General features: G+C 47.0%; 8 protein-coding genes. 5 read left to right on the top strand and 3 right to left on the bottom strand.

What is annotated here, in order from left to right:
• The 3 genes from AAC033_RS15695 to scpA all read left to right on the top strand — a co-directional run.
• A partial coding sequence (locus AAC033_RS15695) for a carboxypeptidase-like regulatory domain-containing protein (RefSeq protein WP_339739818.1) occupies positions 1 to 2328 on the top strand: 2328 nt, incomplete at its 5' end.
• Positions 2329 to 2567: 239 nt separating this feature from the next.
• Positions 2568 to 4448 (top strand): methylmalonyl-CoA mutase family protein, encoded by a 1881-nt coding sequence (locus tag AAC033_RS15690; protein ID WP_339739816.1) that lies wholly within the window; start codon positions 2568 to 2570, stop codon positions 4446 to 4448.
• Between the two features lie 170 nt (positions 4449 to 4618).
• A complete protein-coding gene (gene scpA, locus AAC033_RS15685; RefSeq protein ID WP_339739814.1) occupies positions 4619 to 6769 on the top strand; it encodes a methylmalonyl-CoA mutase in 2151 nt (716 codons plus the stop codon).
• Between the two features lie 451 nt (positions 6770 to 7220).
• Here scpA and AAC033_RS15680 read toward each other — a convergent pair whose 3' ends face one another.
• Both AAC033_RS15680 and recJ read right to left on the bottom strand, forming a co-directional pair.
• Positions 7221 to 8438 carry a solute carrier family 23 protein gene (locus AAC033_RS15680; protein WP_339739811.1) on the bottom strand — a complete coding sequence of 406 codons (1218 nt, stop codon included), beginning with the start codon at positions 8436 to 8438 and terminating at the stop codon, positions 7221 to 7223.
• Positions 8439 to 8474: 36 nt separating this feature from the next.
• Entirely contained in the window at positions 8475 to 10196 is a 1722-nt protein-coding gene (gene recJ / locus AAC033_RS15675; protein ID WP_339739809.1) for a single-stranded-DNA-specific exonuclease RecJ, read from the bottom strand.
• Positions 10197 to 10501: 305 nt separating this feature from the next.
• Between recJ and lysS the strand changes: the two genes are divergently transcribed.
• Both lysS and AAC033_RS15665 read left to right on the top strand, forming a co-directional pair.
• Entirely contained in the window at positions 10502 to 12223 is a 1722-nt protein-coding gene (gene lysS / locus AAC033_RS15670) for a lysine--tRNA ligase (protein ID WP_339739807.1), read from the top strand.
• 17 nt (positions 12224 to 12240) lie between these two features.
• On the top strand, positions 12241 to 13236 hold the full coding sequence (locus tag AAC033_RS15665; protein ID WP_339739805.1) for an NAD(P)H-dependent glycerol-3-phosphate dehydrogenase: 996 nt from the start codon (positions 12241 to 12243) through the stop codon (positions 13234 to 13236).
• 62 nt (positions 13237 to 13298) lie between these two features.
• Here AAC033_RS15665 and pgi read toward each other — a convergent pair whose 3' ends face one another.
• Positions 13299 to 14948: a glucose-6-phosphate isomerase gene (gene pgi, locus AAC033_RS15660; protein ID WP_339739803.1), complete on the bottom strand. Its 1650-nt coding sequence runs from the start codon at positions 14946 to 14948 to the stop codon at positions 13299 to 13301.
• Positions 14949 to 15099 lie beyond the last annotated feature (151 nt).

Below are 15099 nucleotides of genomic sequence, written 5' to 3'. Positions count from 1 at the left end.
GCAGTTGTATTATTCTTCTTAGTTGCCGGAACAGAGGCGTGGTCACAACCAGCGGCCCAGGTAATCAAGGGAAAAGTAGTTGATGCCGTTACTCAGGCTCCGCTGCCCGGGGCATCAGTCGTTATTTTGGGAACCGAACCGCAGTTGGGAACCATCACTGGTGAAAACGGGCAATTTCGTTTGTGGAATGTGCATCCGGGACGATATGATGTATGGGTCAGGTTTGTAGGCTACGAAAACTATTTATTTCGCGAAGTACTTGTTGGCTCCGGAAAAGAGGTGGTGTTGCATGCCGGGCTCACCGAGTTAACCGAAGAGCTGGGAGAAGTGACTATTACCGCCCGAACTTCAAAGGAGAGGCCGATCAATACCTTGGCCATGATAAGCGCACGCCAGTTGAGCGTGGAGGAGGCTAATCGTTACGCCGGAGGATTTGACGACCCGGCAAGGCTGGCGGGATCGTTTGCTGGGGTGGCTTCCGAAATCGGGAACAATGGCATTGTCATTCGGGGAAATTCGCCCCGCAACCTGCTTTGGCGTATGGAGGGAGTAGAAATTTCAAACCCGACACACTTTGCCGATGTGATTGCATTTGGGGCCGGTGGAACCACGGCATTGTCGAGCCAAATGCTGGCCAATTCCGACTTTTACACTGGTGCTTTCCCTGCTGAATACGGCAACGCGCTTTCCGGCGTTTTCGATGTTCGTATGCGAACCGGAAACAATGAAAAATTTGAGCATACTCTGCAGGCAGGCATTGTTGGCTTGGATTTATCTTCGGAGGGCCCTTTCAAGAAAGGCGTCGCGTCGTACCTGTTTAATTATCGCTATTCAAGCTACGCTTTCCTTGGCGGGCTGATTCCTGAAGAAGCGGGCACCATCGGCTATCAGGACTTTTCATTCAAATTAAGTTTCCAGACAAAAAAGGCCGGTAACTTTACGCTTTGGGGAATTGGTGCGCTCGACCATCAGCAGCGTGATCCGTTTGATGATCCGAAAGATTGGGAAACCGTTCAGGATAAAGAGGGGTATGAACTGAATTTATCGACCGGGGCAATTGGATTGACGCACAGAGTGTTGTTCAGTGAAAAAACATACCTGCACACAACCCTGGCTGCATCGGGAAACGGCATTGAAACGGCCTATGATCAATTGGACGATCAACGGGTTTTACAGGAAAAAGAACGTGTGAATAACAACACCTGGAAATATACTTTGACCAGCACCTTGAATCACAAGTTTGGAAATCGGCACTCCAACCGGACCGGATTTGTGTTGAATAACCGGTACTACAATGTTGATAATCGCGAGGCTGAACAGCCAGGCGATCCACTGTTTTCATATGCCGATGAGAAGGGGAACGGGTTTTCGGTTCAACTGTTTTCCCAGTCAGCACTGAAACTGAACAATAAACTCGAGTTCAGTGCCGGTGTACATGCCCACTATTTTGAACTGAATGAAGAGGTTTCAGTTGAACCGCGGGTCGGATTGAAGTGGCAGTTTCTCCCGGAGCAGGCAGTTGGGTTGGCTTATGGCTTAAACAGCCGCATTGAAATGATCGGATTCTACCTGGCTCGCCAGGAAACAGGAAATGGTGTTGTGCAACCCAATAAAGATCTAAAAATGACTAAGGCGCACCATTTTGGATTGTCTTACGATGTCAATCTGAATGAAAACACCAGGTTCAAGGTGGAACCGTACTTCCAGTATTTGTTCGATGTGCCGGTGGTGCCCGGCGGATATTTCTCGCTGCAGAACATGGAGCTGGACTGGTTTTTCAATGAAGCCTTGGAGAATGATGGTACAGGGACCAACTTGGGCATTGACGTCACCCTCGAGCGTTTTTTTACCAATGGATTTTACTACCTGGCCACTACATCGGTTTTCGATTCGAAATACAAAGGCGGTGATGGCATAGAACGCAACAGCCTTTACAATAAAAACTATATTCTGAACCTGCTGGCGGGTAAAGAATGGCGGGTTGGAAAAAATGATGCCAATAGTCTAGGGATTAACGGGCGGATGACCTTAATGGGCGGCGACCGCTATTCTCCTCTTTTGGTGGATGAATCGGTGGAAACAGGCGAACTGACTTACGATTACTCCAAGGCATATGAAAAGCAGGAAGATCCGGCAAAGGTGCTGTCGCTGAGTTTTTCGTACCGGAAGAATAAACCGAAACATGCCAGTATCTGGTCACTGCATTTACTCAATGTTCTGGGACATGAAGAATACCGCGACTACGAATTTAACCTGAAAACCGGATTGCCCGAAAAACAATTTGACCGGATTATGGTGCCTAACCTAAGTTACAAGATTGAATTTTAGCGTTCAGGAATCTGATGTTCCCCGAGATTTAATGCTATTAAAGGCATTGCCAAACAAGCTGTTATCTATAGTGTTTATAAATAAGAAGTCTAATTCGAAAGCTGATTAAATTTAAGATGTAAATGTCTGAAAATCAAAACATGATATTTGTTACCTAAAGGTTAAAAACTTGGTGCATTTTGAACAGTCCTTATGTAAAAAGACTAATTTTGCAGCCTGATTTTCTTAACAGTTACATTATGGCAGAAAAATATATCAAACTATTTCAAGAGTTTCCTCCTGTCAGCACCGAAGCGTGGAAAGAAAAGGTAGTAGCCGATTTGAAAGGCGCCGATTTTGACCGCAAACTGGTTTGGAGGACCAATGAAGGTTTTTCCGTGCAGCCTTACTACCGGCAGGAAGACCTGGAGAAGCTGGGCTACTTGGATGCACTTCCGGGTGAGTTTCCTTACGTGCGTGGTACCAAAACCAGCAACAACGATTGGTATGTGCGTCAAAACATCATCGTAAAGGATCTGGAAGAGGCCAACAAAAAGGCACTGGACGTTTTGATGAAAGGGGTGACCTCGCTCGGCTTTGTTTTTAATGAGTGTACCGAAGTCACTGTGGCTGACATGGGCATTTTGCTGAAAGGCATTTGTTTGGAATCGGTTGAAGTGAATTTTATGGCCAAGTGTTTCACCAATAAAATTGCGCTGGCTTTCGCCGAATATGCCGCCGCAGGCACTTGGGATCCGAAAAACATTGTAGCTTCAGTGGCGTGTGATCCGTTTGGCAACTACCTGCTTTATGGTCGCATGAAGAACGGTTTTGAAGGCTCGGTGGAGCAGGTGAAAGGGCTGATTGAAAAAGCCAGCCAGTTCCCCAATTACCGGGTGATTGCCATCAACGGTAAAAACTACGGTAATGCCGGTGCCTCCGCGGTGCAAGAACTCGCATTTGCGCTGGCACAGGGAACGGAGTACCTTTCGGCTTTGACTGAGGCGGGTACCGCTGTTGATCAAGTGGCAAAAAACATCAAATTCAATTTGAGTGTAAGTTCCAACTACTTTATGGAAATTGCCAAGCTACGTGCCGGAAGGCTGTTGTGGGCACAAATTGTAAAAGCCTACGAACCCAAAGGTGAGGCCGCTTGCCAAATGCAGGTACACGCAGAAACCGGAAGCTGGAACAAAACCTTCTACGATCCTTATGTGAACATGCTTCGTACGCAAACCGAAGCCATGAGCGCAGCCCTGGGTGGAGCCGATTCCATCACCGTGCTTCCGTTCAACGCGATTTATGAAGATCCAACGACCTTCTCTGACCGGATTGCCCGCAACCAGCAATTGCTGCTGAAGGAAGAATCGCACTTTGATAAAATTGTGGACGCTGGTGCCGGTTCCTATTATATTGAAGAACTGACGGCATCGATTGCTGATGAAGCCTGGAAACTGTTCCTCGCCATTCAGGATCAAGGTGGCTTTTTAGCTGCGGCCAAGGCCGGTTTCATTCAGGCTGAAGTGAAGGCAATGGCTGCCAAACGCGATCTGAATGTAGCCACCCGCCGCGAAAACCTCTTGGGTGTTAACCAATTTCCGAACTTTAGCGAGCGCCTGGAAAAAGCCGAATTGGTTGAGGATGCCTTGCAGCCCACTGACTTGACTGCTGATGATGCCGAAATTGAAACCATTAAGCCATATCGTGGGGCACAGGCGTTTGAAGCCATTCGCGTAGCCACCGATAGATATGCAAAAACGAACAAACGTCCGCTGGCTTTCATGCTTACGGTTGGTAACCTGAACTTCAGCAAAGCCCGTTCGCAGTTTGCCTGCAATTTCTTTGCGGTTGCCGGTTATGAGGTAAGGGATAACAACGGTTTTGCCTCGGTTGAAGATGGTGTTGCCGCAGCCAAACAGGCAGCTGCCGACATCGTCGTGATTTGTAGCTCGGATGATGAGTACGCTGCGTTTGCTCCTGCTGCTTATGACTTGTTGAAAGATGAAGCCATCTTCGTGGTTGCCGGCGCTCCTGCCTGCACTGATGAACTCAAAGCCAAAGGCATTGAAAACTTCATCCATGTAAAAAGCAACTTGCTGGAAGAACTGAAGGCCTATCAAAGCAAGCTTGGAGTAATTTAAACCGAACGCAAAGACACAAGAAGGCTAAGATGATTTCAAAAATTGAATACAAACGAATTGCCCGGCCCACTATGAATGCTTCATTTGAGGTCCACAAAGAGCTGGGCCTAGATTTGATTCAATCGATTCATGAAGTACAGTTGGCTTCTTCGCGTTAAAAAACAAAAAGTATGAAACCGAATTTTAAAAACATCAATATCAAGACAGCCGCTCCCCAGCCAAAAGCCAGCGAGTGGGCTGCTCAAAATAAAATTGAGAAAGACTGGGTGACTCCGGAGCAGATTCCGGTGAAGCCGGTTTACACCAAAGAAGATTTGGAAGGCATGGAGCATTTGAATTATGCTGCCGGTTTGCCGCCGTTCCTTCGCGGGCCGTACTCGGCCATGTACGCTATGCGTCCGTGGACTATCCGTCAGTATGCCGGGTTTTCAACTGCCGAAGAGTCCAATGCGTTTTACCGCCGCAACCTGGCTGCGGGGCAAAAAGGGCTTTCAGTCGCATTCGACCTGGCCACACACCGGGGTTACGACTCCGATCACCCACGTGTGGTTGGGGATGTGGGTAAAGCAGGTGTAGCCATTGACTCGATCCTGGACATGAAGATCCTGTTCGACCAGATCCCCTTGGATAAAATGTCTGTATCGATGACCATGAATGGAGCCGTGCTTCCGGTCATGGCCTTTTACATCGTCACTGCCTTGGAGCAGGGCGCCACGCTGGACCAGCTTTCAGGAACCATTCAAAACGATATTCTGAAAGAATTCATGGTGCGAAACACTTATATTTACCCGCCGGAATTCTCGATGAAAGCGATTGCCGACATCTTCGAGTTCACCTCGCAAAAAATGCCGAAGTTCAACTCCATCTCCATTTCGGGTTACCACATGCAGGAAGCCGGTGCAACAGCCGATATTGAAATGGCTTACACCCTGGCCGATGGTTTGGAATACCTGCGCACCGGTATCAAAGCCGGCTTGGATGTGGATGCTTTTGCACCTCGCCTTTCGTTTTTCTGGGCCGTTGGAATGAACCACTTCATGGAAATTGCCAAAATGCGTGCTGCTCGCATGATTTGGGCGAAACTGGTGAAGCAGTTCAACCCGAAAAATCCAAAATCGATGGCTTTGCGTACGCACTCGCAGACTTCGGGTTGGTCGTTGACAGAGCAAGATCCGTTTAACAACGTGGGCCGGACAGCGATTGAAGCGATGGCGGCTACGCTGGGACACACCCAGTCGTTGCACACCAATGCGCTTGACGAAGCGATTGCCTTGCCAACCGATTTTTCGGCACGGATTGCCCGTAACACGCAGTTGTACATTCAGCAAGAAACCGAAATTTGCCGTGGAGCCGATCCATGGGCCGGTTCTTACTATGTCGAATCATTGACACAGGAGTTGTACAACAAAGCCTGGGCGCTGATTGAGGAAGTTGAAAAGCTGGGTGGTATGTCGAAAGCCGTTGAAACCGGTGTGCCGAAAATGCGGATTGAAGAGGCTGCAGCCCGCGCGCAAGGACGTATTGACAGTGGCGCACAAACCATTGTTGGGGTGAACAAGTACCGTTTGGAGAAAGAAGATCCAATTGATATCTTGGACATCGATAACACCGCAGTTCGTTTGTCGCAAATTGAGCGTTTGAGAAAGCTGCGTGACGGGCGAAATGAAGAAGAGGTGCAACAAGCCCTGGCGGCCATTACCAAATGCGCCGAAACCGGCGAAGGCAACCTGCTCGACCTCTCGATTAAAGCCGCTCAGAAGCGTGCTTCATTGGGTGAAATTTCAGATGCCTGCGAAAAAGTCGTGGGACGTTATAAAGCTGTAATCAGAACAATTTCAGGCGTGTATTCATCAGAAAGTAAACAAGACAAAACCTTTGCCGAAGCCCAGGAGCTGGCAAGGAAATTTGCAGAACTGGAAGGCCGTCAGCCTCGGATCATGATTGCCAAAATGGGGCAGGATGGTCACGACCGCGGCGCCAAAGTAGTAGCTACCGGTTATGCCGACCTCGGTTTCGACGTAGACATGGGACCGCTGTTCCAAACGCCGGAAGAAGCCGCCAAGCAAGCCGTTGAGAACGACGTGCACGTGATGGGTGTTTCGTCGCTGGCTGCTGGTCACAAAACACTGGTGCCTGCCGTTATTGCCGAGTTGAAAAAACTGGGCCGCGAAGACATCATGGTCATTGCCGGTGGAGTCATTCCCGCGCAGGATTACAAGTACCTGTACGATGCTGGTGTGGTTGCCATCTTTGGTCCCGGAACCAGCGTGTCAGCTGCGGGTAAAAAGATTCTGGAGATCTTGATCTCGGCACACGAATAGAAGCTAAGTTCTTATTGATTGGATGAACTGAAGTCATCTGATCAATCAACAATACCAAAAGCCATTTTCCGTCAGCTGACGAAGAGTGGCTTTTTTTATGACTCAAGTCCTCTTAAGATGGAGCACCTTGAACTTGTTTTAGGGCCTGTTGGCTAGAAACAACTTTTCCTGTTTTTATGTAGATCCCGAATAAATTAGGGATAGGGATGACTCGACACGCACGCGTTAATGAGGGTTCCCCTTCAAGTGAAGCCCTCATTAGAAGAATAATTTGGTAGGTATTCAAGTTTCTTTAGGTACGGAAGAAAAATCTTTTTATCGCGGAGTGTTTATCCGTCTTGTCGGTACAAATGCTTCATCATGTACCGATGCTTTTTGGAAACCATTAAAAGCAGGCGGCCGTCTCCAAACAAACTGGAGACGGCCGCCATGTATTGTAAAAGCACGTTTACTATTTCGTTTCTTTCACCACCACTTGTTTGGCATGTCCGGGAAGGATCAGGTTGAGCAAGATGCCGGCTACGGCTGCCAGCCCGATTCCAGCCAGCGAGAAGTTGCCCCAGGAAATGACGGCCCCGCCAATGCCGATGGTCAATACAATGGAAACCACCACCTGGTTGCGGATTTTACCCATGTCGGTTTTTGAATCAATCAGCGTTTTGATGCCCACCGAAGCAATCAGTCCGAAAAGCAGGAGCATGATTCCACCCAATACCGCCTGCGGAATGGTTTTCAGAATGCCACTGATTTTACCCACCAGCGAGAAAACAATGGCGGTAACGGCTGCAATCCGAAGAATGAAAGGGTTGGTCACTTTGGTCAGGGCAATGGCTCCGGTTACTTCCGAATAGGTTGTGTTGGGCACACCACCCACCATACCAGCCAAGCCAGTAGCAATACCATCGCCCAGCAAGGTGCGGTGCAATCCAGGCTTTTCAATGAAATTTTTCTCGGCAACGCCACCAATAGCGTACATATCGCCCACGTGTTCAATAATGGGTGCCACAGCTACCGGAATCATATACAAAATGGCTCCCCAGCTAAACTCGGGCATGATAAATCCCGGAAGGGCAAACCAAGCGGCTTCTTTTACCGGGGTGAAGTCGATGACACCAAACAGGAAACCAGCCAGGTAGCCAACGATAATACCGATAAAAATGGGGATCAGTTTAATCAATCCTTTAGTGTATACCACCACGATCACTGCTGTAGCCAAACTGATGGCGGCAATAATCCAATGCGTTTTGGCCATGTCAACAGCTACCGAGGCCAGCGACAAGCCGATGGTAATAATTACCGGGCCCACAACGGTTGCCGGAAACAGACGTTCAATAAACTTGATGCCGCGCCATTTTACGATGGCTGAAACCAATCCGTAAACCAGTCCCACAGCAATAATTCCGGAGAACGTTCCGGGCAGGCCATACAGCCTGGTGGCTTCAATAATGGGGGCAATAAAGGCGAAGCTACTTCCAAGGAATACAGGCACCATTCCTTTGGTGATGATATGGAAAATCAAGGTTCCCACACCGGCAGTAAACAGCGCTACGGCCGGATCGATGCCCACCAAAAGTGGCACAAGAACGGTTGCCCCAAAAGCAACAAACAAAAACTGTACGCCCAAAACCATGTTACGTCCCGTAAACTGGTTCTGGTTCTCTTTCTTCATCAGGTTCATAATCGAGTTGAAATTTGGTTTGATATATTAATATAGTTTTGCTGAAATATCGCGAACGTACAATTGAATGTTTGTCTTGCCCCGGAACTCATTTTCGGCTATGGAATAGCAGATGTCGAATGGTAAACCCTGGCTGATGGCTTCGTAATGGTCGGCTTGGTTGAAAGCAATGGCCTGAAAGACGGAAGAGGTGAGGGTGGGTTCCACCAAGTCTAGCTTTAGGTGTTCGAGCTGGCGTCCAACACAGCGGCTTGTTCCGGCGTCCAATACATTTTCGGTGACAAAAAGAGGGGTCATATTGTGAGGCCCAAAAGGCGCAAATTGCTTCAATACACGATAAAACTTTGGGGTGATGTCGGAGAGCTGGATTTTGGCGTCCACCTCAATCATCTCGGTTTGTTGCTGCTCGGTAATTTGTTTGGCAACGATCTCTTCAAACCGGCGGGTGAAGGCCGGGATGTTGTCAATCTTCATCGTGAGTCCGGCAGCATACATGTGTCCGCCATACGATTCGAGCAAATCGCTGCACGAACCAATGGCTTCATACAAATCAAAATCCTTTACCGATCGGGCCGAACCGGTAGCCAGTCCGTTCGATTCGGTTAAAATAACCGTGGGGCGGTAGTAATGTTCGGTCAGGCGGCTGGCCACAATTCCAACCACACCTTTGTGCCAGTCGCGGTTGTATAAGACGGTAGCTTTTCGGTTTTCCTGGTTCGGATCGTGCGCAATCATATCCAGCGCTTCCTGGGTGATGTCACGGTCGAGTGTTTTGCGGATTTCGTTATACGAATTGATTTCGTTTCCCAAGTCAATGGCTTCTTCTTCATCGGTTACGACCATGATGGCCACCGACTTCTTGCCGTGTTCAATGCGGCCCGAAGCGTTGAGTCGCGGTCCAATCTTAAAAACGATATCACTCACCGAAATATTCTGTCCAACCAGTCCCGAAAGCTGAATGATGGTTTTCAAGCCCAGGCTGGGGTTGGTATTCAGCTTACGAAGCCCGTAATAAGCCAGCACGCGGTTTTCGCCTATGACCGGCACAATGTCTGAAGCAATACTGACCACCACCATGTCGAGCAAATCGTAAAGCTCAACAATAGGAACATCGTTCTTAATGGTATAGGCTTGCAGTAATTTAAAGCCAACACCGCAGCCTGACAATTCTTTGAAGGGGTAGTTGCAGTCAGGGCGTTTGGCATCCAAAACGGCAACCGCATCGGGAATCACGTCGTCGGGATTATGATGGTCACAAATGATAAAATCGATGCCCCGGTCTTTGGCGTTCTTAATTTTTTCAACGGCTTTTATTCCGCAGTCGAGCACAATAACCAGCGATACGTTTTGCTCCGAAGCGTAGTCGATACTTTGCGGTGAAATCCCGTAGCCTTCGGAGTAACGGTCGGGAATGTAGTAGTCCAGGTTCTTGATGCGGCTGCGTAAAAACTGGTACATTACCGCAACCGAGGTGGTTCCGTCCACATCATAATCGCCATAAATCATCACTTTTTCTTGATTTTCAATGGCTTGCTCCAGGCGGGCGACAGCTTTGTCCATGTCTTTCATCAAAAACGGATCATGCAAGTCGGATAAGCGGGGGCGAAAAAAGGATTTGGCTTGGTTGTAAGAGGTGATTCCCCGTTGTGCCAAGAGATTTGCAATCACCATGTTCACATTGAGGGCAGCAGATAAATGTTTGATAACATTGGCATCGCCTTGGGTTTTGATGTTCCAGATTTTATCCATTCTGATTGCTTCTGCCTCGTTTTGTGTACACGATTTTAATTTGTCAAAGATAAGCAATGCACTTCGATCTGGAAAGAGAAAGAAATCCAGCCAGTCGTATTTTGTTAATAAATAGCGGAGATTTGAATCTAATTTTCAACCATTCAAACTATTAGACTTGTTAGAAAATTATCAACAGATATTTAGGTGTTCCAAACTCTTGATTATGTTCCTTTTAGTTTGAAATAGACTTTGGAAGGGAATAAACATTTCTTTGTTATCTTTGCACAAAATTTTTACGAAAGACATCAAATTGAATGATACCCATGAGTGTAGCAGAGCTTAGCGAACAGGAAGTTATTCGTCGTAATTCATTGGCGAAGTTACGTGAGTTAGGAATTGAGCCGTACCCGGCAGCAGAGTATCCAGTGAATGCCAAAGCGGCAGAAATCAAGGCCAGCTTTGACCCGGAAAAGGGAAATTACCAGGATGTTGTTTTGGCAGGGCGGATCATGAGCCGACGGATTATGGGAAAAGCTTCGTTTGCTGAATTGCAGGATGATTCCGGCCGGATTCAGATGTATTTTAACCGCGATGAAATTTGCCCAGGCGATGACAAGACCTTGTACAACGAAGCGTTTAAAAAACTGCTGGATATTGGTGACATCATTGGGGTAAAAGGTTTTGCCTTCACCACCCAGGTAGGCGAGAAATCTATTCATGTCAAGGAATTTACCGTACTCGGAAAGTCGCTTCGTCCCTTGCCGGTGGTGAAGGAAAAAGATGGTAAAACCTACGATGCGTTTACCGGTCTTGAACAACGCTACCGCCAGCGCTATGTCGATCTGATTGTGAATCCACAAGTGAAAGATACCTTCATCAAAAGGACGAAAATCATCAACACCATGCGCGAGATGTTTAACGAGCGGGGTTACCTGGAAGTAGAAACGCCCATTTTGCAGGCCATTCCCGGTGGAGCTGCCGCCCGTCCGTTTATCACGCATCACAACAGCCTGAATATTCCGTTGTACTTGCGTATTGCCAACGAGCTTTACCTGAAGCGCTTGATTGTAGGCGGATTTGAAGGGGTTTACGAGTTTGCCAAAGACTTCCGTAACGAAGGCATGGACCGCACCCACAACCCGGAGTTTACGGTGATGGAGATTTATGTGGCGTATAAAGACTATAAATGGATGATGAATTTCACCGAAGAAATGGTGGAACGGGTAGCTTTGGCTTTGCATGGCAAAACGGAAGTTCCCCTTGGCGACAAATTGATCGACTTTAAACGTCCGTACCCCCGGGTAACCATGCGCGATGCTATTCTTGAGCACACCGGATACGATATTGCCGGTAAAAACGAACAAGAACTGCGCGATATTTGTAAAGCACTTGATATCGAAACCGACCCAAGCATGGGCAAAGGGAAATTGATTGATGAATTGTTTGGCGAGAAATGCGAACACCATTACATTCAGCCAACCTTCATTATTGATTATCCGGTTGAAATGTCACCACTGACTAAGAAGCACCGCGAAAATCCGGAGCTGACCGAGCGTTTCGAGCTGATGGTGAATGGCAAGGAGCTGGCCAATGCTTACTCTGAGCTGAATGATCCGATTGACCAGCGCGAACGCTTTGAAGACCAAATGAAACTTTCGGAGAAAGGCGACGACGAAGCCATGTTTATCGACCAGGACTTCCTTCGCTCGCTGGAATACGGCATGCCTCCAACATCGGGCATGGGTATTGGCATCGACCGACTGACCATGTTTATGACCAACAACGCTTCCATTCAGGATGTGCTTTTCTTTCCACAAATGAAACCTGAGAAGAAAGCAGACGTTGATACGGATGAAAAGTTCATCGAAATGGGCATCCCAGCCGAGTGGGTCGGGGTGATTCGCAAGTTGGGCATTCAAAAAACAGAAGCTTTAAAAGAGACCAAAGCCGGGAAATTCTTCAATGAGCTTTGTGGTTTCAATAAAAAGAACAAACTTGGCCTGACAAATCCATCGATGGATGATGTTAAACAATGGCTTGAATAGCTAAAGTTGTTTGATTTATGAATTCAGAACCAAAAGTAGCGGTTATAGGAAGTGGAAGCTGGGCAACCGCCCTGGCTAAAATCCTGTTGAATAACGAGGACAGCATCAATTGGTATTTTCGTAGCGCCGACAATATCGAGCAGTTCAAACGTTTCAGGCATAATCCAAATTATTTGCGGGGTGTTGAGTTTGACATCAACAAGATTAGCTTTTACAATGATATTAACGAGATTGTTGAGGCGTCCGATATTTTGATTTTGACGATTCCCTCTGCGTTTCTCCATGAAGCCTTTTCAAAATTGACCGTTCCGATCAACCAAAAATTTGTGGTGTCGGCCATCAAAGGAATTGTGCCGGAGTTCAACCAGATTGTGGGGCATTATTTACACGAATCCTATCAATTACCTTACGAACGGATTGGAGTGATTACCGGTCCGTGCCACGCTGAAGAAGTGGCATTGGAACGCTTGTCTTACCTTACGATTGCCTGTCCAAATATTAAGCGGGCCCGTGATTTTGGCTCTAAGCTCGACTGCGAATACATTCGGACACATGTGTCCGATGATATTTTCGGGACTGAATACGCTGCCGTGCTGAAAAATATCATTGCCATTGCGTCGGGTATTGTACACGGATTGCGTTATGGCGATAACTTTCAGGCGGTGCTTATTGCCAATGCCATTCAGGAAATCAAGCGTTTTGTTGATAAGGTTCATCCCATCACCCGCGATATTAAAAGCTCGGCTTACCTGGGCGATTTGCTGGTGACTTCCTATTCGCAGTTTTCACGAAACCGCACCTTTGGCGCCATGATTGGCAAGGGCTACACCACACGTACTGCGCAAATTGAAATGCACATGGTGGCTGAAGGTTATTATGCGACCAAGTCCATTCACGAAATAAACGCGAGCTACAAGGTGAAAATGCCGATTTGTGATGCCGTTTATAACATTCTGTATGGCAATGTACCTCCTGCTGTTGAGATTCGACAATTGACGGATAAATTAAGATAATTCTATAAAAAAAAGAGGTACTCCATCAGGAATACCTCTTCTGTATCATTTTCAGAAATGGTCTATCGCATTTCTTTATAGGCATTGATCAAACCGTTGGTAGATGGGTCGTGGCTGGTAACAACCTTCTCATTCGTTAATTCAGGAAGGATATTATTGGCCAGTTGTTTGCCAAGTTCCACACCCCATTGATCGAAACTATAGATGTTCCAGATAATCCCCTGAACAAATATTTTGTGTTCGTACATCGCTACCAGAGCACCCAGTGTATGCGGAGTCAATTTTTTAAATAGGATGGAGTTGGTTGGGATGTTCCCCTGAAAGATTTTAAAATTCTTCAGCGACTGAATTTCAACATCCGATTTTCCGGCTGCTTTCAATTCGGCCACTACCTGTTCTTCCGATTTGCCCACCATCATGGCTTCGGTTTGTGCAAAAAAGTTTGCCAACAATTTGGGATGGTGATCTCCCAGTTGATTTTGGCTAATGGCCGGGGCCAGAAAATCGCAAGGAATCAACTTGGTTCCCTGGTGGATCAATTGGTAAAAGGCATGCTGACCATTGGTGCCAGGCTCTCCCCAAATAATCGGGCCAGTCTGATAATTCACGGCTTCTCCATTTCGATCAACATATTTCCCGTTGCTTTCCATGTTGCCCTGCTGAAAATAAGCAGCGAAACGATGCATGTACTGATCGTAAGGCAGGATGGCTTCGGTTTCGGCATCATAGAAGTTGTTATACCAGAGGCCGATTAAAGCTAATATGACCGGAATATTTTGATCAAAATCAGCCGTTTTAAAGTGATTATCCATCGCATGTGCGCCTTCAAGAAACTCGATGTAATTGTCGAAGCCAATACCACAAGCTACCGACAAACCAATGGCCGACCAAACCGAATAGCGACCACCAACCCAGTCCCAAAAACGGAACATATTTTTGGTATCAATACCGAAAGCAGCAACCGCATCAGCATTGGTAGACAAGGCCACAAAATGATTTTTAACAAACGACTCATCCTTGGCGGCATTCAAAAACCAGCTTTTTGCGCTGTTGGCGTTAGTCATGGTTTCTTGTGTGGTGAAAGTCTTTGAGGCGACAATAAATAAAGTTGTTTCAGGATTAACCAACTTCAACGTTTCGGCAATATGAGTCCCATCCACATTCGATACAAAATGCAGGTTGATATGTTCCTTTTTGTAGGGTTTTAAAGCCTCCGTGACCATCAATGGGCCCAGATCAGAACCCCCAATGCCAATATTGACAATGTCAGTAATGGATTTGCCTGTATATCCTTTCCAATCACCTGAAATAATTTCTTCGGAAAACCGCTTCATTTGGTCCAGTACCTCATTAATTTCGGGCATCACGTCTTTGCCGTCAACCAGGATAGGTGTATTGCTACGGTTGCGCAAAGCCACATGAAGTACCGCGCGATCCTCCGTTGCATTGATCTTTTGTCCCGAAAATTCACTGGCAATGGCTTCTTTCAAACCGCAGTCTTCAGCCAATTCCAATAACAGTGACAAAGCTTTGTCGTCCAGCCGGTTTTTTGAGTAATCCAAAAGGATGTCTTCAAATTTTAGACTATACTTTTCAAAACGCGAAGCATCTTCAGCAAAAAGGTCTTTAATCTGAGTGTTTTTAAACGAAGCATAATGTGCTTCCAGTGCTTTCCAAGCCTTGGTAGATGTAGGATTTATTTTTGGTAGCATATTCCGTAGATTTTTGTGAAAAAATAATTTGAGTCGACAATTGTGAATGGCTGCAAAGATAAAAAAAGCATTTAAGATGTCGCTCTGCTACCGTGTGATTGTGTTGCGTGAAAAGGAACTCCTGATGTTTACTTCAAATATCCCCCAGCTA

Source organism: uncultured Sunxiuqinia sp., from assembly GCF_963974515.1.
Lineage (GTDB): Bacteria > Bacteroidota > Bacteroidia > Bacteroidales > Prolixibacteraceae > Sunxiuqinia.
This window is presented reverse-complemented; position numbering and strand designations above follow the sequence as displayed.

Excerpts from the sequence above, each read along its gene's own strand:
- scpA (WP_339739814.1), top strand. The coding sequence starts at position 4,619 with ATGAAACCGAATTTTAAAAACATCAATATCAAGACAGCCGCTCCCCAG.
- lysS (WP_339739807.1), top strand. The coding sequence starts at position 10,502 with ATGAGTGTAGCAGAGCTTAGCGAACAGGAAGTTATTCGTCGTAATTCA.
- pgi (WP_339739803.1), bottom strand. The coding sequence starts at position 14,948 with ATGCTACCAAAAATAAATCCTACATCTACCAAGGCTTGGAAAGCACTG.
- AAC033_RS15665 (WP_339739805.1), top strand. The coding sequence starts at position 12,241 with ATGAATTCAGAACCAAAAGTAGCGGTTATAGGAAGTGGAAGCTGGGCA.
- AAC033_RS15680 (WP_339739811.1), bottom strand. The coding sequence starts at position 8,438 with ATGAAGAAAGAGAACCAGAACCAGTTTACGGGACGTAACATGGTTTTG.
- AAC033_RS15690 (WP_339739816.1), top strand. The coding sequence starts at position 2,568 with ATGGCAGAAAAATATATCAAACTATTTCAAGAGTTTCCTCCTGTCAGC.
- recJ (WP_339739809.1), bottom strand. The coding sequence starts at position 10,196 with ATGGATAAAATCTGGAACATCAAAACCCAAGGCGATGCCAATGTTATC.